11 protein-coding genes are annotated in these 20,357 nt (G+C 50.2%); all 11 read left to right on the forward strand.

Features of this window, described 5'->3' with window-relative positions; all coding sequences use genetic code 11:
- Position 1: 1 nt before the first annotated feature.
- The 11 genes from NEV57_RS07170 (at position 2) to NEV57_RS07220 (ending at position 20,212) form a co-directional block, all read left to right on the forward strand.
- A complete protein-coding gene (locus tag NEV57_RS07170) occupies positions 2-1,516 on the forward strand; it encodes a SusD/RagB family nutrient-binding outer membrane lipoprotein (RefSeq protein ID WP_257657628.1) in 1,515 nt (504 codons plus the stop codon).
- 150 nt (positions 1,517-1,666) lie between these two features.
- Positions 1,667-2,863: a FecR family protein gene (locus NEV57_RS07175; protein ID WP_257657629.1), complete on the forward strand. Its 1,197-nt coding sequence runs from the start codon at positions 1,667-1,669 to the stop codon at positions 2,861-2,863.
- A gap of 204 nt (positions 2,864-3,067) precedes the next feature.
- The gene (locus NEV57_RS07180) at positions 3,068-6,322 is read left to right on the forward strand and encodes a SusC/RagA family TonB-linked outer membrane protein (protein ID WP_257657630.1); all 3,255 of its coding nucleotides are present in this window, start codon (positions 3,068-3,070) and stop codon (positions 6,320-6,322) included.
- A 35-nt stretch (positions 6,323-6,357) separates the two neighbouring features.
- A complete protein-coding gene (locus NEV57_RS07185) occupies positions 6,358-7,944 on the forward strand; it encodes a SusD/RagB family nutrient-binding outer membrane lipoprotein (protein ID WP_257657631.1) in 1,587 nt (528 codons plus the stop codon).
- 8 nt (positions 7,945-7,952) lie between these two features.
- Positions 7,953-8,735, forward strand: a complete 783-nt coding sequence (locus NEV57_RS07190; protein WP_257657632.1) for a carbohydrate-binding family 9-like protein — start codon at positions 7,953-7,955, stop codon at positions 8,733-8,735.
- Between the two features lie 409 nt (positions 8,736-9,144).
- The gene (locus tag NEV57_RS07195) at positions 9,145-12,357 is read left to right on the forward strand and encodes a SusC/RagA family TonB-linked outer membrane protein (RefSeq protein ID WP_257657633.1); all 3,213 of its coding nucleotides are present in this window, start codon (positions 9,145-9,147) and stop codon (positions 12,355-12,357) included.
- 65 nt (positions 12,358-12,422) lie between these two features.
- Positions 12,423-13,943 carry a SusD/RagB family nutrient-binding outer membrane lipoprotein gene (locus NEV57_RS07200; RefSeq protein WP_257657634.1) on the forward strand — a complete coding sequence of 507 codons (1,521 nt, stop codon included), beginning with the start codon at positions 12,423-12,425 and terminating at the stop codon, positions 13,941-13,943.
- A gap of 162 nt (positions 13,944-14,105) precedes the next feature.
- A complete protein-coding gene (locus NEV57_RS07205; RefSeq protein ID WP_257657635.1) occupies positions 14,106-15,365 on the forward strand; it encodes an amidohydrolase/deacetylase family metallohydrolase in 1,260 nt (419 codons plus the stop codon).
- Positions 15,366-15,380: 15 nt separating this feature from the next.
- The gene (locus tag NEV57_RS07210; protein ID WP_257657636.1) at positions 15,381-16,652 is read left to right on the forward strand and encodes an amidohydrolase/deacetylase family metallohydrolase; all 1,272 of its coding nucleotides are present in this window, start codon (positions 15,381-15,383) and stop codon (positions 16,650-16,652) included.
- A gap of 34 nt (positions 16,653-16,686) precedes the next feature.
- Positions 16,687-18,480, forward strand: a complete 1,794-nt coding sequence (locus NEV57_RS07215; protein ID WP_257657637.1) for a PQQ-dependent sugar dehydrogenase — start codon at positions 16,687-16,689, stop codon at positions 18,478-18,480.
- A 73-nt stretch (positions 18,481-18,553) separates the two neighbouring features.
- Positions 18,554-20,212 (forward strand): aminotransferase class V-fold PLP-dependent enzyme, encoded by a 1,659-nt coding sequence (locus tag NEV57_RS07220; protein ID WP_257657638.1) that lies wholly within the window; start codon positions 18,554-18,556, stop codon positions 20,210-20,212.
- The last annotated feature ends 145 nt before the right edge of the window (positions 20,213-20,357 follow it).

The raw sequence follows: 20,357 nt of genomic DNA on the forward strand, positions 1-20,357 counted from the left end.
TATGAAAAAACTAACATTTCTAACAGTATGCACGGCAATGCTGGTTTGTATTGCCTGCGATAAAGACTTTGAGCGGATAAATACGGATCCGGTGCGCCAGACAAACATTGACCCGGTATTCCTTTTTGCACAGGCCCAGTACGGTACCGCAAGGAATAATGAGTTTTACCAACTTCCCATCGTTCAGCAGGTCATCCATCCGTACACGGGCACCCCTTCGGGAGGTAATCACAACGTGGAAAATGATGCTGCTGAAGGAGCCGCCTTTGCCGCGCTTTATAGTGGCCCGGTAAAATACCTAATGGACGTGATCGAGCTGACGCGCGATGATCCAAACCAGGTTAATCTGTACCAAATGGCCCGTATATGGAAGGCTTATGTGTTTCAGGTACTGGTAGATACCTATGGAGATGTGCCTTATTCAGAGGCAGGACTGGCCCATTATGCTGGCGTAAACCTGCCCACATACGACCCGGATGAAGCCATATATGAAAACCTGTTGATGGAATTGGAAGAAGCTACCGCTGCACTGGATGCAACGAAGCCGATTGTGACCAATGACCTGTTTTATCAGGGAGATGTCTTAAAATGGAAAAAGCTCGGGTATGCACTGTTACTGCGCGTGGCGATGCGCTACTCCAAAGTAAATCCGGAAAAGGCTAAATCCGGTGTGCAAAAGGCATACAACGGTGGTTTGATGACATCTAACGACGACAATGCCGGTATTGCATTCAGTAGTGCATATACGAATCCGGTGGTGAGTTTTGTTTACAGTGAAATTGCAAATATTTATTTGGCGGCCCCTTTTGTTGATCACCTGAAAGTTACTCAGGATCCACGCCTCGAGGTCATCGCCGTAAAGTACGAGTTTCCCTCGAACCGACAGGATCCGGGTGCTGCGGATACAGATCCCGACCACCAGCAGGGCTTCCCTTTCGGATACGACGACGCAACTGTTAGCACCGCGCCCGGGTATCCGGGTAAAATAGGGACGGCGTGGAAATACTCGCAGATTAACCGATCGACCATGGGACGGATTGATGCGCCGTATTTCTTTGTCACGTATGCGCAGACCGCGTTGCTGCTTGCCGAAGCCGCATACCGGGGGTGGATACCCGGAGATGCAGCCAACTATTATACCCAGGGCGTTAAGGCGAATATGGACCAAATGGAACTGTATAGTGCGGATGCGCACATCCCTGTAGCGCGTCAGGAAGCGTATTTGGCTGCAAACCCATTTGATCTGGCAAACGCACTGGAACACATCAATACGCAATACTGGATAGCGACCTACTTGGATGGCCCGGAGTGTTGGGCCAATTTCAGGCGAAGCGGCTATCCGGATTTAACGCCCAATCCCTACCCGGCCGCAGACCCCGCAGTAAAGGGAGGGTTTATCAGGCGATTAACTTACCCTTCCAGGGAAGCAGCGGTGAACCCCGAAAACCTGAACGCCGCCGTTACGCGTATGGGCGGGGATAATCTCGCTGTCCGCATTTTCTGGGATAAAGAGTAAGGAATCCGTGTCTGCTGTTATCATAAAAATGGCGGGATATTTTATCCCGCCGTTTTCATCAAAAATAAAATAAAATTTATTATCCACCTTTTACTGCTCGCTGTGTCTTTATAAAAGTTGATAGATAATAACTAACCGGTATACGTGCGCATGCAACACCAAAGGCTGATTTTCTTGTTCAGGCGGGCAATGGATAAAACAATGCTGCCAGATGAACATCGGGAATTACATAACTTAATGGCTGAAGAAGAGAACAGGGAACTCGTGGAGCAGCTTTTTGAGGAATATTGGCAGCAATTCGAAACAAACAACCACATGTTTGACCGCTCCCGCGGTTCCGCCATACTGGATCGCATTTTGTCAGTGCCGGGGCTGCCTTCCGGGAAAAAACAGGTGTATCGTTATTTACAGCATCCGTGGGTACGCGTCGCTGCTGTGCTGATGCTCGTTGCGGCCAGCGCACTGTATTTTTTGCCGTCAATGGACCAACAGCCCCACGACCGGCTGTCGCTGACCGAGGCGGCACAGGCTTACGGGATAGAACCGGGCAGTGATAAAGCCATACTGACGCTTGGAGACGGGCGCGTGGTTGTATTGGATGACATTAATAATGGGTTGGTAGCTAATGATTTGGGAACAAGTATCCTGAAATCTGAAGGTGGTCAACTGCGCTACGACCAGACCGATACACCTCCCGAGGCCGTTGCATATAACTCCATTAGGATACCAAAAGGTGGCCAGTACCGGCTGGTTCTTCCCGATGGGTCTAGGGTGCATTTGAATTCGGAATCATTTATCAAGTTTCCTACTCGGTTTTCCGGCGATCGCAGGGAAGTGGAATTAACCGGCGAAGCCTATTTCGAGATTGCGCATGATAAGGAACACCCCTTTTACGTAAAAACTCCAAAACAAACAACCAAGGTACTGGGAACGGTATTCAACGTAAGTGCATATGCCGACGACGCAACCACAAAAACGACGTTGGTGGAGGGAAGCGTAGAAGTTTTCGGATATACAGGGAAACCGATTATCCTGAAGCCGGGACAGGCTGCGGTAAACGGGGATAAACTACCCGAACTGTCGGTCGTCCGAGCGAATTTAGACACGGAGTTAGCCTGGCAGAATGGCTACTTTGTGTTTAACAATGAGGATATTAAAAGTATCATGAAACGGATTTCACGCTGGTATGATGTCGATGTTGAATATCAGGGGGACTTGGAGCATAAACGTTTCGGAGGGATATTTCAGCGCTCGAAAAGTATTGCACAATTGCTGGACAATTTCAAAGAAACAGGGATTATAGATTTCAAAATTGTGGAAAGGAGGATTATCGTTATCGGAAAATAGTACTTGATTATGTGATTATAGTTTAGTTAAAAGCCGGGGACGTTGCCGCGTCACCCGGCAGTGGTCCACAGGGTGGGCCATGATGGGTAACTAACCAACTGAAAAGAAACCAAGTTATTAATTAAACCCAATCTTCAAATGTATAAAAACTTTACTGCAAAATATTGCAGGAAACCAATTTTCTATTCATTCAAATTTTTGTTGATGATGAAGGCAATGGTATTGCTCACCTTCGTGTTTGTACAAGTAGCGATGGCCAGCCGGGGACAAGAAGTGAGTATTCGGGTGACGCGAGAGCCGATAACCAAGGTACTGTATGAACTTTCTCAACAGAGTGGTTATGATTTTATTTATGACGCTAAGTTGATGGAGAAAATGACGTTAATCACACTGAATGTGAATAACGAGTCCTTAGAGTCGGTGCTCCAGCGTTGCTTTGCCTCACAGCCTTTTGAATTTGTGTTTAACGAAGATAAGACAATCGTCATTAGAAAACGCCGAACGCCGCCTTTTATAGCACCCATTTTGCAGCAACCGGTTACGGGATCGGTTGTTGATTCCACAGGACGTCCACTCACAGGGGTGTCGATTTTGGTGAAAGGTAGCCAGCGTGGCACGGCGACGAATGCGGAAGGTCAATTCCAGATCGACGCAAAGCCGGGCGAGGTGCTCGTATTCAGTAATATTGGATATGAAAATCAAGAGGTAACCGTCGGCAATCAACAGCGCCTTGCTATTACATTAGCGCCAACGTATTCGGATCTGGAAGAAGTGGTAGTTACTGCATTGGGTATAACCCGGGAAAAGAAATCGCTTTCCTACTCGGCCCAGAACATAGGCGGCGACCAGCTCAGCCAAGCGAAGGAATCCAACATGATCAACTCGCTGCAGGGTAAGGTGGCCGGTGTTAACATTACCAAAAACCCGGAAGGACCCGGTGGAGAATCACGCGTGGTGTTGCGCGGAAACCGGTCGATTACAGGGAACAACCAGCCGTTATACGTCATTGATGGGGTACCGCTCGATGGCGGCATCAGTATGATCAACTCCGATGATATTGCGAGCATGACTGTGCTGAAAGGCGCTTCGGCGGCGGCGCTGTATGGCAGTGCCGGACAGAACGGTGCCATTATCATTACCACGAAACGTCCGGAGGCTGGGCCGCTGGCGGTGGATTTTTCGACGGGATTTACCTGGGATCGCCCCACAGCGCTCCCCGAATTCCAATATGAATATGGCCAGGGATCGGCTGGCGTGTTTTCGCCCAACTCAGAACACAGCTGGGGCCCTAAAGCCGACGGCCAGGAGGTAACACTCTGGAACGGCAGCACCGTCCCCCTGGTGGGACAACCCGACCGTTTTGATGAATTTTTCCGGACGGGAAAGACATTCAGCAATTCGCTGATGCTGACCGGCGGTACGGAAACCATCAAAACCTATTTTTCGTATGCCAACATGCTGGCGGGCGGCATTATGCAGAATAATGACCTGACCCGGCATAACTTCGATTTCAAGATCAGCAACCAGCTGTCGTCGAAACTTTCGTTCGACTCCAAAATCAGTTACATCTACGACGATGTATTTAACCGGCCCTCGCTTGGGGAAACCGGGTTTTCATTAACCTCGATTTACCGTGCGCCAACTTCCATCCCCATTAGCGAAATGGAAAAGTTTGAATACGTGAATGACGAAGGGGATGTCATGCAAAGCTATTGGAAACCCAATTCCTCGGTATTGGGCAATCCCTTTTTCTACATGAACCGCAATATTTATCACCAGCGGAAAGACCGTGTTTTGGGATTGCTGTCGGCTACGTATAAACTGGCCAGCTGGGTAGATATCCTCGTGCGTGGCAGTATTGACAAAACCATTACGAAATGGGACCGGCGGGTCTATGCCGATTCGTATTATAGCCTGGTTGGTGCGAACTATTTCCTTCGGAATACCAACCGTTATGCAACGAACATGGATGCATTGGCCTCTTTCCGACATGATTTTACCCCCGATCTGAAATTTACGGGAAATATAGGGGGATCGATCCAGGAAAGCCGGTACGAGGAGGTCTATACAGATGCGAATGGCCTGAATAAAGCGAATTTCTTCGAAATGTCGAATGCCAAGGCACCGATTGTCACCACCGATCACGGCAGGAGCCCGCAGATCCAGGCCCTGTATGCGACCGCTACGCTGGCCTACCGCGATTACCTGTTTCTGGACGTGACCGCACGGAATGACTGGTCATCGGCATTGCCCGAGGGAAACCAGTCTTATTTTTATCCTTCTGTCGGTCTGATCGGTATCCTATCGGATATGTTTACCATGCCTTCATGGATTTCATACGGAAAAGCACGGGTGTCTTATGCCAATGCCGGTTCAGGCGGAAACCAGTACCTGAACCAGAATTATTATACCGTGGGTGCAGGCGGCCTGATTCTTACGCCAACTATCCAGTCGTTCAATACATATAAGCCTGAAATCACCAGCTCAACAGAAGTGGGACTCGAATGGCGGTTCTTCAACAGCCGGTTTGGCTTTGATGTGACTTACTATGATAGCCGCACCAAAAACCAACTGCTGTTGATCGGTGCCCCATCGGCATCGTTGTACGATCAGCGTTACATCAACGCAGGGTTAATCCAGAATTATGGCGTGGAAGCGCTAATTACGGCTACCCCGGTTAGGTCGACCAATTTCTCCTGGGACGTTTCCGTTAACTACGCAAAAAATAACAATAAGATCATCCGCCTGACCGACGATATCAGCTCGGTAATTATACGCGACGATCGCCTGGCAACCATCCGGGTGACCGAAGGCGACCGTTATGGCGATATGTATTCGAAAGCATGGCGCCGGGATGAGCAGGGACGGCGGTTGGTGGATAATAACGGATCGCCGTTACTCACAGCCGGAAAGGACCTGTTGGTGGGTAACTTTAACCCTAATTACATGCTTGGGTTTTCCAATAATTTCCGGTACCGCGACTTTTCCCTCAGTTTCCTGCTGGATTACCGGAACGGCGGTGTAGTGCTTTCCGGTACACAGGCCTTGATCGATGCAGATGGCCACTCCCGGAACTCACTTGAAGGTCGGGAAAACGGGTTGATACTAGATGCGTATACGGTAGATGGCGAACGTAATGACAAGACGATTTCCGCACAGACGTATTGGAGCGCCATTGGCGACCGTTATCCAACAGGCGAACTTTATACCTACTCGGCCACCAATCTTCGCCTGCGCGAAGTGGTACTGGGTTATAGCCTTCCGAGCGAATTGCTGAGCGGCAGTAAGTTTATCAGAGCCGCCCGTTTATCCCTGGTGGGAAGAAACCTGTTCTTCCTGCAGCGTGACGCACCGTTTGATCCCGAATTGACGTTGGGCACGGGTAACGGCGGCGGTTTGGAATACGGTTCCCTCCCGTCTACCCGAAGCTTCGGATTTAACCTGCGATTGTCGTTTTAGTTTTTGAATCAAGAGAACCCTTATAGTTTTTTATAATGAGAAAGAAATTAGTACCGTCAAAAGGAAAAAGCATATTTATACTTTGCCTATTGGCTATGGTGGTCGGTTGTACCAAGAACTTTGAAGACATCAATACCGATCCGACCCGGTTGGTCTCCCTTGAGCCGGAAGACATCCGGAGACTGTTTTCGAATGCACTTTATAATGGTGTTGCCGCTCCGGACGGGGCACCTCGTTTTCAGACCGGACAGAACTTATTTGCCGATCAATATGCGCAATATTACGCCGGTACGCAGACAGCCTTTGCCTCCCACCGTTATTCGATTGTGCAGAACTGGGTACAGGATCATTGGATTAACACGTATATCGCAACCATGCCTTCCCTGTATTTTATCGTCAATGAAACGGCTGGCGGTGATTTCCCCACGTTAAATGCCATTGCCCGGATCTGGAAAGTGTTTGTACTCCACCGCACAACGGATTATTTTGGCCCGATTCCCTATTCGCAAATCGGCTCGACGGAAAAAACCATCGCCTATGACGACCAGCGGGACATTTACTTCGATTTTTTTAAGGAGCTGGATGAAGCAACAGCGACATTGAGCAGCAACCTCGACCGGCCTTCCTATGGCGAGCAGGATTTGATCTATGGCGGGGATAATGCGCTATGGCTGAAATTTGCCAATACACTGCGGCTGCGGCTGGCGCTGCGTATTTCACAGGCGGAACCGGAAAAAGCGAAACAGGAAGCCGAAACGGCTGTGGCAAATGGTGTATTGACGGATTTTTCGGAAGATGCTTACCTGGCTGTTTCGACCAATAACGTGAATCAATTGGCGTATATCTCCGGATGGAACGAATTCCGGATGAGCGCAGCCATGGAAAGCCTGTTGACGGGATACAACGATCCGCGGCTTAGCCGGTATTTCCAGCCGGCGGTGTTGACCGGAGAATACAAAGGGGTGCGCAATGGAATGGTGCCGGCAGAGCAGATGCTGCCCCAAAACGACTATGACCACAGTTCAAATGTGGCCAGGCGGTTGATGCCTGAATCTATGGCAATTACGCCAATGTCGGTGATGTACTCCGCAGAAGCTTATTTCCTACGGGCGGAAGGTGCATTGAACGGCTGGAACATGGGTGGAACGGCTAAGGAATTGTATGAGCAGGGGATTATGATGTCTATGCGTACCAACGAAATTAACAACGCGGATGTGATTAACGATTACATCAATGGAACAAGCCTGCCCGGGGCACCCGGCGGCTATTTCAATACGCCGGCGCTAACGGATATTCCGGTACAGTTTGCAACGAACCCTGAAAAACAGCGCGAACAGGTGCTGACGCAGAAATGGCTCGCGCTGTTTCCGGATGGGTATGAAGCCTGGGCCGAAGTACGGCGGTCGGGATACCCGAAATTGTATGCGCTGGTCCACTCGGACAATCCGGATGTGCCGGCAAATACGATGATCCGCCGGATCCCGTTTGTTAATTATGACCGCGACCGTAACGGGCCGGCCGTAACGGCGGCTGAGTCGTTGCTAAGCGGCCCGGACAATGCGGCTACCCCGCTGTGGTGGGATACAAATGGAACAATCACATTAGTGGGCGAAGTTAACTAACCAACGCGATGCCTGGTGTAAGCCTGTATTTAAACCGATTTGTTCAGCTGGTATTCGTTATATTGTCCATCGGGCCGGTGAACGCCATCCCCGCCACGGGTGTGTCTGATGACGTACCACTGTCCGTACCGAAAGTCGAGGATTTCGAACTAACCGGAACGGGCAGCCACCCGGTATGGGAAGCGGTTTCCTGGCAGTCCATGACAAAACTGGATGACGGTGGGACAGCCTATGCGAGTAAATTTAAAATCTGCTATTCCAACACGGGAATTTACGTGCTGTTTGAAGGGGAGGACCGCCGCATCACAACGGTTTACGACGAAGACTTCGGTGAACTGTGGAACGGTGATGTTTTTGAAGTTTTCTTTCACCCGGATACCGATATAAACCTGTCTGGTAGTAAGAACGGTATGGCAGTTTCGTATGTTGAATATGAAATTAATCCGTTGAACAGGGAGCTGGTACTTTTTATCAGCCGGAAGGATGGGCAAACCCGTTCGGGTTTTCCCGAACGATATGAAGGGGCCCGCCGGGTAAGGAAAGCCGTAAACGTGGCTTTACCATCAAGCGGAGCGGAAGGTGAAATTGTAGGCTGGTCGGCGGAAATGTATTTTCCGTTTACCTTATTGGCAGATGGCGGCCATACGGTACCCGTGAGCGGTACCGTATGGCATGCCAATTTCTGCCGGATAGACTACGATTCAGGTACACAGGTGAAATGGTCATGGACACCGGGGATTAAACATTCCTTTCACGAGCTGGCTGCATTTTTAACGATAACTTTTGAATGACACGTACTCCATACACGACGGATAACGACAATAACTGGAGCTATCCACTTTTTTCCTAGTCATGTGTCTTTAGAAGTGTAATCCGGATAGACCTAAATGCCTTATAGGCAAGTATCGGATTGGCAATTAAAACTTCAATTTGGAAAGGAGACTAAATTATAGGGAAAGAATACAAAACCAATTTTTGCTTGGGTTGCCAAAAAAACCGGGTGGCGTTGCTCCGCCTCCCGGTCCGTGTTCATCAGATGAACATATGGGGTAACTAACGAACCAATAGAAATCAAGTTATTAATTAAACCCAATTCAAATGTATAAACTTTTTACTGCAAAACATTGCAGAAAGACAATTTTCTATTCATCTAAATTTCTGCTGACCATGAAGGCCACCGTGTTATTTACTCTTGTCTTTATGCAAGTGGCGATAGCAAGCCGGGGTCAGCATATTAGTATTGAAGTGACGCGTGCACCTATTGAAAAAGTGTTGTACCGTCTTTCTCAGCAGTGCGGGTATGATTTTATCTATGATGCAAAGCTAATGGAAGCAGTAGGTCCGGTAACCTTATCGGTGGAGAACGAACCGCTTGAATCGGTGTTGCAACAGTGTTTCGCGGGGCAAGGCTTTACGTTCGTTTTTAATGACGATAAGACGGTTGTGATCAAGAAGCCGGAAGTGCGTGTGCCTGGCATGATGCAGCAAACGGTGATTACGGGCCGTGTTACTGATTCGCTTGGACAGCCTTTACAAGGCGTTACTATTTCGATAAAGGGAACGTCAAGGGGAACGGCAACCAATGCCAGTGGAGCCTTTGAAATCAATGCAGCATCGGGCCAGACACTCGTTTTTAGTAATATTGGCTATGAACAAAAAGAAGTATCGTTGGGCAGTCAACAAACGATAACAGTTGTATTGATACCGACGTATTCAGATCTTGAGGAGGTGGTTGTAACTGCGCTTGGTATTACACGAGAGAAAAAATCGCTATCCTATTCCGCACAGAATATCTCGTCCGATGATGTCAGCCAAGCGAAGGAAACCAATGTGATCAACTCCTTACAGGGGAAGGTTGCCGGTCTTACGGTAACCCGGAATGCAACGGGCCCGGGCGGCGAATCCAAGGTTCTGTTACGGGGTAACCGATCGATTACCAATAGCAATCAGCCATTATACATTGTGGATGGTGTGCCGTTGAATGGTGGTGTGGAGATGCTTAATGCTGACAATGTCGAAAGTATGACGGTGTTGAAGGGGGCATCTGCCGCTGCGTTGTACGGTAGTCAGGGGCAGAACGGTGCGATTATTATTACCACAAAGAAAGGGGTAGCCGGACAGACATTTGTAAACTATGTGGGTGGTGTTAACTTGGATCAGGCTGCCGTAATGCCCGAACTGCAATATGAATATGGACAGGGTGACGAAGGGATTTATAACGCCAGTTCCGAGAATAGCTGGGGACCGAAAACAGATGGTCAGCCGGTGACATTATGGAATGGTCATTCGGTGCCCTTTACCGGACAACCCGACCGCCTGCAGGATTTCTTCCGAACGGCCACAACGGTCAATAACTCCATCAGCATAAACGGGGGAGGAGAAGATATGCAGGCATTTTTTGCCTATGGCAATATGGCGGCACAGGGAATTATCCGCAACAATGACCTAATAAGGCATAATGTAGATCTTAAGATAGATAAGACGGTATTCTCCAAATTGACCTTTTCAACGAAATTGACTTACATATACGAAGACGTAGACAACCGGGTATCACCAGGAGATGCCGGTACTTATGTGCTGCCGTCGATATACAGTGCCCCTGTGTCTATACCGCTGTCGGAGATGCAGGAATTCAACTACCTGGAAAACGGTATAGAAAAACAGAGTTACTGGAAACCGGGTTCTTCGGTGCTGCTAAACCCATACTGGGCGCTGAACCGGGTACTGAATTTCCAGAAGCGGGACCGGGTACTGGGCTTATTTTCGGTAAAGTATGATGTGAAGGATTGGTTAAACATCCAGCTTCGGGGAAGCATGGACAAGATCATTCAAAAATCCGATCGAAAAACATACGCTGACAGTTATTTTAGCCAGGTTGGTTCGAATTATCAATACGGTGAGAACAGAAGCCAAGCCATCAATATCGATGCGTTGCTCTCATTTAACCGGCCAATCGGGCCCCTATTCAATCTTTCGGGTAACGTAGGAGCTTCGCTGCAGGAAAGAAAGTATGAATCGATTTCAGGTGACGCTACGGGATTAAATAAGCCGAATTATTTCTTTATGGGCAATGCAAAAGCACCGATTGTTACTAATGCTTTTGGCAGGAGTCCCCGTGTGCAATCGTTATATGGGGTGGTTACATTAGCGTATCGTGATTTTCTTTTCTTGGATGTCACTGCCCGGAATGACTGGTCGTCGGCACTTCCGGCCGACCAGCAGTCTTATTTCTACCCGTCGCTGGGTTTGTCTGCCGTGGTTTCGGACATGATGACGATGCCGGCATGGATTTCCTACGGAAAGATACGGTTAACCTATGCTAATTCCGGATACGGCGGAACGGAATATTTGGATCGGAATTACTATTCGGTTGGACCGGGAGGTGCCATCATTACGCCAACGGTACAGTCATTAGGTACGTATAAACCTGAATTGACAACGTCTTATGAAATCGGGCTCGATTGGCGTTTCTTTAATAACCGGCTTAATATTGACGCGACGTATTATAATACGGATACAAAAAATCAGCTGCTGCTAATCGGATTGCCCCCGGCAACATTATTTGATGAAAAATACATCAACGCCGGGCTGATCAGGAATAGTGGGGTGGAAGTTGCGGCCAATGTGGATATCGTGAGAAACAATGCGTTCCGCTGGAATGCCGCCGTGAATTATGCGAAGAATGTAAATAGGGTAGAGGAGTTGACTGAAAAAATGAAATCAGTGGTGCTTGCCGATGGCGATAACGTGTATTTAGTGATGGTTGAAGAGGGCAGGAGCTATGGAGATATGTACGTGCGCGGCTGGCAGACGGATGATCAGGGCCGCAAACTGGTAGAAGACGACGGTACACCGATTTTAACAGATGGACTGGACGTTTATATTGGGAATTACAATCCGGATTATACACTGGGTTTAAGCAATTCATTTAACTATGGCGACTTTTCGCTGAGCTTCTTGATCGACCATCGCCAGGGCGGTGCCCTCATATCCGGTACACAGGCGTTAATCGATGCGTACGGTCATTCGAAGGAATCGTTAAACGGACGGGAAAATGGAATGGTGTTGGACGCCTACACGCGTGACGGCCAGCCGAACCAACAGGCCATATCTGCACAAAAGTACTATAGCCTGATTGGTGGCCGCTATCCATCTGCTGGATTTTACAGCTATTCCGGTACCAACACGAGGCTCCGTGAGGTGGTGCTTGGTTACCAATTGCCGCAACGGTTGTTCAGCAACACGGTGGTAAAAAATATACGGTTGTCACTGGTCGGAAGGAACCTGTTCTTTTTCAGTCGGGAAGCCCCTGTCGATCCGGAAATCACCAGGGGGCTCAACGGCGAAGGAAGGGAATATGCATCGCTTCCGTCGACCAGGACCTTCGGGTTTAACCTCAATGTGACATTCTAAATTACTCATCAATAATCTGACGAATTGTAATGAAAACGATATCAATAAAAATTTTTAACACTTGTTTGATTGCGCTTGTGTTGGCGTTGTCAGCAGGTTGTACTAAAAATTATGAAGAATTAAATACTGATCCAAACCGGCTCGAATCACTCAATGCAGAGGATGTTAAAGGGTTGTTTACCAATGCACTGTATTCGGGCATGTATTGCGGCAGGGGAGTTGACTATCAATATGCACAGGGTTTCTTTGCGGACCTGTTTGCACAGTATTCTGCCATTACGGCTACTTTTGACCCAACTGACCGGTATAATATTGCCCAGGAGTGGGTACAATACCAATGGGTAGCTACCTACACCCGGGCACTCCCCCCTTTGATGGCAATCATCAGGGAAACCGATGCACCGGAACCTGAAAGCCAGATTTTGAATGCTATAGCAAGGGTTTGGAAAGTATTTGTGATTCATCGGGCTACCGATTACTATGGCCCGATCCCCTATTCCAAAATTGGGCAGGACACGTTGGTGGTGCATTATGACTCCCAAAAAGACATCTATTACGACCTGTTTAAGGAGTTAAAGGAAGCAACGGCGATTATTAAGGAGAACATCAGCATCCCTTCGTACGGGGATAAGGATATGATTTTTGGGGGCGATAACTCGAAATGGCTGAAGTTTGCTAATACGCTCCGCCTGCGCTTGGCGCTCCGGGTTGCTGATGTAGAGCCCGCGATGGCGCAGCAGGAAGCTGAAACGGCTGTGGCGGAAGGCGTGATGGCCGATCTTAGTGACGATGCTTACCTAACTGTATCGCCAGTGAATTATAACGGGTTCAACCGTCAGTCCGGCTGGAATGAATTCCGGATGAGCGCTACCATGGAGAGCCTGTTGGTGGGCTATAATGATCCACGGCTGAGCAAGTACTGGCAACCGGCTATAAATACCGGCAAATATGCCAGTGTACGCAACGGAATGAATGTCGCGGAGATCGTAGCTGATGAAAACTCCCCGGATAATACTTCGGGCCCGAGCGACTATTTACTCCCGCAAAATCGTGGAACCACTCCGGCTACCGTCATGTATACCGCAGAGGCCTATTTCCTGAGAGCCGAAGGGACATTGCTGGGCTGGAATATGGCGGGTGACGCGAAGAGTCTGTATGAAAAAGGTATTGAACTATCCCTGCGTACCTGGAAAATCGAAGATGGCAACGTTATCCAGGCGTATATTAATGGGACGTCGTTACCGGCTGCTCCGGGGGGCTATTTCGATACGCCTGCGCTCACCGATATCCCAGTACGTTTTTCCTCAGATCCGGAAGAACAAATGGAGCAAGTACAGACTCAAAAATGGCTGGCACTTTTTCCTGAAGGACATGAAGCCTGGGCCTCAATAAGGCGGTCGGGCTATCCGAAGACCTATCCACTGATCCATTCCGATAATCCGAATGTTCCTGCTGATGAAGTCATCAGGCGCATTCCATTTTTGAATTACGACCGGGACCGGAACGCGGAGGCTGTGGAAGCTGCGGTGGCGCTGCTGGACGGTCCGGATCATGCGGGAACGCGGTTATGGTGGGACATAAAATAATAAAGGAAATTAGGGTATGGCTACCGGTAGCAATAGCGCTATCTCCACCAATGTTCGTTGCAAGAATTAACCAGATTTTTAATATATAATTTGAACAACTAAATGTGTAATTACAATTTAACCAACAAGCTTAGGTGGAAAAACGGAAACGTTAACAGATTGATGTATAAATGGATATTATTCCCGTTGATCTGTTTATTTTCGATGTCCCTGGTAAAGGCCCAGGATATTGATCTGCTGTTGAAGGGCGGGCATGTCATCGATCCGAAGAACGGCATCAATGAGGTGATGGATGTTGCCGTAGCCGATGGGAAAATTTTCCAGGTTGCCAAAAACATCCCTGAATCATCGGCCAGGAAGACCATCGACGTAACGGGACTGTATGTAACCCCGGGACTGATCGATATGCATGCCCACGTGTTCAATGGAACCAACCCCATGTCCTACATCGCCGATGGGCACACGAGCGTGGCCCCGGATGGATTTTCCTTTCGGACGGGCGTAACAACCCTGGTCGATGCCGGATCATCCGGCTGGCGGAATTTCCGGGACTTTAAAGAACAGACCATCGACCGTTCGAGCACCCGGGTGCTGGCGTTCCTGAATATCGTAGGGATCGGGATGCTGGGCCGGTTTGAAGAGCAGGATGTCTCGGATATGAATCCGGTGATGACGGCCCATATGATCAAGGAACTTTTTCCGGATATTATCGTGGGTATTAAAGCCGCGCATTACTGGGGTGATTATACCCAGGTGGAGCGCGCTGTGGAAGCTGGAAACCTCGCCGGTGTGCCGGTAATGGTGGATTTTGGCGAGCACCAGCCCCCGCTTTCCATTGAAAAGCTCTTTATGGACATTCTCCGTCCGGGTGATGCGTTTACGCATACGTATTCTTATGGACCGAAAAACAGGGAAACGATCGTGGACGAAAAGGGTCATGTGAAGCCCTTCGTGTTTGAGGCCCAGAAGCGGGGAATTATTTTTGACGTTGGCCACGGCGGTGGGGCGTTTTCCTGGCGCCAGGCTATCCCTGCCACGCGCGATGGTTTTTGGGCTGATGTCATCAGCACCGACCTGCATACCCAAAGTATGAACGCGGCAATGAAAGGACTGGATAACGTCATGTCCAAATTCCTGACGCTTGGTATGCCGCTTGAACAGGTTATCCTGAAAACGACGTGGCGCCCGGCGCAGGTAATCAGCCGGCCGGACCTCGGCCATTTAAGTGTGGGAAGCGAGGCTGACATCACGGTACTTAATCTGCGGGAAGGTAAGTTCGGGTTTTTGGACGTACGCGGTGTCACCCTGGAAGGGGATAAGAAGCTGGAAGCTGAAATTACCATCCGTGCGGGCAGGGTTATGTGGGACCTGAATGGCCGTGCCGGCAGGAAATGGGACGATGCGATGATTCTCGAACAATAAGTAAGCAGAATAACCATGAATAATACCGATTTTAAACCCCGTGTGCTGCGATTCCTGATTGCGCTCAATTGCTGGTTGGTGACGTTAAGCTGCCCGATGCTGTTATTTGGCCAGTCTTACGATTTGTTAATCAAAGGCGGGCACGTCATTGATCCCAAAAACGGACGCGATGGCGTCATGGATGTGGCTGTGGCGGGCGATACCATCGCGCTGGTGGCCGCGGACATTCCGGCCGGCGATGCGAAAAAGGTGATTGATGCCAATGGCTTGCTGGTTACTCCCGGACTGATTAACATTCACACCCATGTGTTTGTGGGCAGTGAGGCGGGTCAGTTTGCAAATGGCATCTCCAGTGTTTCACCGGATGATTTCACTTTCCGGTCGGGCATTACCACGGTGGTGGACGCCGGTACGTCCGGCTGGCGGAGTTTCCCGTTGTTTAAGAAGCAGGTCATTGACCAGGTGCAGACCCGTGTACTGGCATTTTTGAATATCGCCGGGGCCGGGATGGTGGGCTCCCCGGGTGAACAGGACCTGCAGGATATGAATGCCTGGCTCACATCGACGCGAATCAAAGATTATTCCGATGTCATCGTAGGTGTAAAAATCGGGCATTACCTGGGTACGGACTGGACACCCTTTGACCGGGCGCTGGAAGCGGCGTCACTGGCCGGGGTACCGCTGTTTGTGGAGTGTCACCTGCCGGAATACACGCTGGAGGATCAGTTGAAAAAAATGCGCCCGGGCGATATCATCACCCATACCTATGAACAGGTAAGCGAACGCATGCCCATTACCGATGAACAGGGTAAGGTGCGTCCGTTTGTGCTGGAAGCGCGCAAACGGGGGGTATTATTCGACGTGGGTCATGGCGGCGCCGGTTTCTGGTTCAACCAGGCAATCCCTGCCGTCCGGCAGGGTTTTTATCCCGATGCTTTTGGCATGGATCTCCACCGCTTTAGTATGAACTCCGGTATGAAAGACATGCTGAATATCATGTCTAAGTTTCTGGCCATGGGTATGCCGTTGGACGAAATTATCCCCGCAGCTACATGGGGTGCTGCCACGGCCATCAAACGTGACGATCTGGGCAATCTTGATGTGGGGGCACCGGCGGATATCGCGGTGCTGCGGATCCGGGAAGGAGATTTCGGCTTTATGGATTCGGCAAGGGAAACCCTGAGGGGAACCCGGAAATTTGAGGCGGAAATAACCGTCCGGGCGGGACGGATCGTGTGGGATCTTAACGGGATCTCCGGTAAATGGATTGACGCCCCGGCCAATTAAACTTGATTGAAATAACGACTTTTTAATTTAACAAATGAACGAAATAACAAAAATGACTGACCGCATGCGAGCTGCCTCCTGGTTTTTTGGTGGCTGTCTGATGGCCTGCATGGCGGTTGCCTGTAACGGCAATAACACAAATGGCACAGCGCTGCCTGCAAGCGATTCCGATAACGGCGGACTGATCCTGCCGGGGGGCTTTGAGGCGCTGACGGTAATTGACAGTGTAGGCCCCACGCGGCATATTGCCGTGAACGAAAATGGGGATATTTATGCCAAATTCCGCATGTCCAAAAAGGACGAAGGCGGCTCGGTGGCGATGCGTGACCTGGATGGTGACGGCAAGATCGATTCCATCGTGCGCTTCGGCGATTATGAAGACCTCGGTGGACTGGCGGTGGGCATGACCATTCACGATGGATATCTTTATACCAGTTCGGTAAAACAGGTACTCCGCAATAAACTTCAGCCGGGGGAACTGGTTCCGACAAGCCGGACCGAAGTCATTTTGACGGATAACGACCCTAATGTGGGCAGGAACTGGCACACGACCAAACCACCTGCATTCGACCGGCATGGCAATATGTACATTCCGTTCGGCGCGCCTTCCGACGCAGGTCAGGACAAGGCGCTGTATGGTCCGACAGGCACTCCCGGGGGAAAAGGACTGGATCCTTCCCCGGAACGGGAAAAACACGCGGGCATCTGGCGTTTTGATGCCGCTAAGGAGGGGCAGACCCAGGAAGATGGCGTGCAGGTGGCTACCGGCCTGCGCAGTGTGGTTGGGATGACGTGGAGCCCGCTGGACGATCACCTGTACGCGGTTGTAAATGGTATCGACAATTTTCATACGATCTACCCGGATAAATTTACGGCATGGCAAGGGGCGGTGCTGCCCTCTGAAGTAATGGTGAGGGTGACGGAGGGTGCCGATTATGGCTGGCCGTACGGCTATTATGATCAGCTACAGGGGAAGAACGTGCTGGCACCCGCATACGGCGGTGACGGAAAAACGCAGGGGCGTGCCGCGGATTTTGACCTCCCCGTAGTGGGTTTTCCGGGGCACTGGGCGCCAATGGATATCCTGTTCTATCAGGGTAACCAATTCCCCGAACGGTATAAACAGGGGGTATTTGTTGCGTTCCACGGCTCAACCGACCGCTCTCCTTACCCGCAAGCCGGATACATCGTGTGTTTTGTGCCGCTCGTAGACGGAAAAGCGGGAGAATGGGAAGTGTTTGCAGATGGATTTACGGGTGTGGATACCGTAGAGAATACAAGTGATGCGGTGTACCGCCCGATGGGATTGGCCGAGGGCCCTGACGGGTCGCTCTATATATCGGAGTCAAATGACGGCAGAATCTGGCGCATCATGTTTAAGGGCGACAGGCAGGCCTTCGGAGCCAACGAACTGGCGGTGACGGAGAAACAGCGTTCCCGGTCGTATATTAAGACGCCGGAGGAAGGTGTTGACGAACTGGATAAGGGAAGTATGCTGGAAGGCGGTATCCTCTATGATACCTATTGCGCTTCGTGCCACCAGCGTAACGGGATGGGCGATAATAACCTGTATCCGCCGCTCGCCGGATCAGACCGGGTAACCGGTCCGGTTGAGCCACTGGTGGATATCATACTGAACGGGTTACAGGGCGAAATAACCGTCAAAGGGAAAACATATAACGGAATTATGCCCCCGCACGCCAACATTCTGGATGACCATGCAGCGGCATCCATTATTACCTACATCCGGAGCCGGTGGGATAACGATGCCAGTCCGATAACGCCGAGTGAGGTCAGGAAAATCCGGGAAAAGGTGGTGAAAAAATAAGAAATCAATAAGAACTAAATGATGATGTAATCCAGTGTTTCCGGATTGCATACACTTAAAAACCAAAAAAATAATGAAAAGAAGAGATGTAATAAAAACACTGGGCGTACTTCCCATCGCCGGCCTTTCGGGGGTGTCTTTAGCGAAAAATGCGACTGTACAGGATTCAAGGACCCGTTTGCTGAATGTGCTGGCCAATCAGACTGCCGGCAACGCTGCCGGCCCGGAAATTTATACGGCTATCGGTGTGGAACCGGTGATCAACTGCCGGGGTACGTTTACCATCATCGGGGGGTCGGCGGAATTACCGGAGGTGAAGGACGCCATTCACGCCGCAGCCAATTATTTTGTGCAATATGATGAACTTGCCGCAGGTGTCGGGCAGCACCTTGCTGACCTGACCGGCGCCGAATGGGGCATGGTTTCATCTGGATGTGCGGCAGGAATGAAACACGTTACGGTAGCCTGTGTTACCGGCGGAAACCCCGAAAAGCTGATTCAGTTGCCTGATATTAGGGGATTCGATAAAACGGAGGTCATCATTCCCCGGCACTCCCGTAATAATTACGACCATTCGATACGCAACGTCGGCGTGCGTGTCGTTACCGTGGAAACGCTTGACGAGCTTAAGGCAGCAATCGGCCCGCAAACGGCGATGATCTACCTGCTGGCACATAATGCAAGTGATTCCGGACCGCTATCTACCGAGTCGATCGTCGCTGTTGCGAAACCCTGGAATGTGCCGGTATTGGTTGACGCCGCGGCCGAGGACCTCACCATTCCCAATGTTCACCTGGCACGCGGTGCCGATGTAGTGACTTACAGTGGCGGAAAGGTGATGTGCGGTCCGCAGGGTGCAGGCTTGGTACTGGGTAAGAAAAGCATTCTTCAGGCTGCGTGGCAGGCGAGTGCGCCGCACCATGGCATCGGCCGTAACGATAAGGTGGGTCGCGAAGAAACGCTGGGGATGGTTGCTGCCGTTGAAGCATGGATTAAGCGCGATCACCAGAAGGAATGGCAAAAATGGCTTTCCTGGCTGGATACGATTGAAAAACGGGTTTCTGCTGTGCCCGGCATAACCACCGAGGTTCAGGAGCCCACGGCTTTGTCCAATCACAGTCCTACGCTTACCATCAGCTGGGATGCTAATGCGCTGCATGTAACCGGTGAGGAGTTTGCGGATGAATTGGCCCATACGAAACCACGTATTGCGCTGCAGGCAGGTGAACTGAAAGAAAACGGTGCCACCAGTATTACCATTACCGCTTTTCAGATGCAGGATGGAAACGACCGGATTGTCGCCGACCGGATTCACGAGCTGCTTTCCAAGAAACGTACACCGAAACCGAAGACGATGGCTGCTGCCGCACATCAGCTGGACGGCCGCTGGGATGTGACCATCCACTTTTTCCATGGGGAAAGTACGCATGTTTTTCTGCTGGAACAGAAAGGGAACTGGATAAATGGTATTCACCAGGGTGATTTTCACAGCCGGGGACTGGTTGGCTCCATTGAAGGCGACTCGATAAAATTCCGCAGCGTATTCCGCAGGCCGGGAGACTCGCTGGTGTATTCGTTTTCGGGTACGGTAACCGGCGATTCCGGCAATACCATCTCCGGAAACCTGCACATGGGGGAATACCTGGAGTGTACGTTCACCGCGCGGAAACATGAATATACGGAGGAGATAAAGCCGATTAAAATACCGGTAGGACCTCCGCTTGCCACTTAGTCCATTTTTTCATCATGTTTATATAGTTGGTGTCAGCGACGCTGCAAGTCTGCAGGTCGCTGACTTTTTTTTGTGTTTGCGGTAAATGGGGTATCTTCATTTTTGGGCCAGTTGCCGGCAAAACTGGGCTGACTTTTGTATCTTT

It is taken from the genome of Parapedobacter lycopersici (assembly GCF_024643285.1).
GTDB lineage: Bacteria > Bacteroidota > Bacteroidia > Sphingobacteriales > Sphingobacteriaceae > Parapedobacter > Parapedobacter lycopersici.

Coding starts and splice junctions, on each gene's coding strand:
- NEV57_RS07170 (WP_257657628.1), top strand. CDS start 2: ATGAAAAAACTAACATTTCTAACAGTATGCACGGCAATGCTGGTTTGT.
- NEV57_RS07175 (WP_257657629.1), top strand. CDS start 1,667: ATGCAACACCAAAGGCTGATTTTCTTGTTCAGGCGGGCAATGGATAAA.
- NEV57_RS07180 (WP_257657630.1), top strand. CDS start 3,068: ATGATGAAGGCAATGGTATTGCTCACCTTCGTGTTTGTACAAGTAGCG.
- NEV57_RS07185 (WP_257657631.1), top strand. CDS start 6,358: ATGAGAAAGAAATTAGTACCGTCAAAAGGAAAAAGCATATTTATACTT.
- NEV57_RS07190 (WP_257657632.1), top strand. CDS start 7,953: ATGCCTGGTGTAAGCCTGTATTTAAACCGATTTGTTCAGCTGGTATTC.
- NEV57_RS07195 (WP_257657633.1), top strand. CDS start 9,145: ATGCAAGTGGCGATAGCAAGCCGGGGTCAGCATATTAGTATTGAAGTG.
- NEV57_RS07205 (WP_257657635.1), top strand. CDS start 14,106: ATGTATAAATGGATATTATTCCCGTTGATCTGTTTATTTTCGATGTCC.
- NEV57_RS07210 (WP_257657636.1), top strand. CDS start 15,381: ATGAATAATACCGATTTTAAACCCCGTGTGCTGCGATTCCTGATTGCG.
- NEV57_RS07215 (WP_257657637.1), top strand. CDS start 16,687: ATGAACGAAATAACAAAAATGACTGACCGCATGCGAGCTGCCTCCTGG.
- NEV57_RS07220 (WP_257657638.1), top strand. CDS start 18,554: ATGAAAAGAAGAGATGTAATAAAAACACTGGGCGTACTTCCCATCGCC.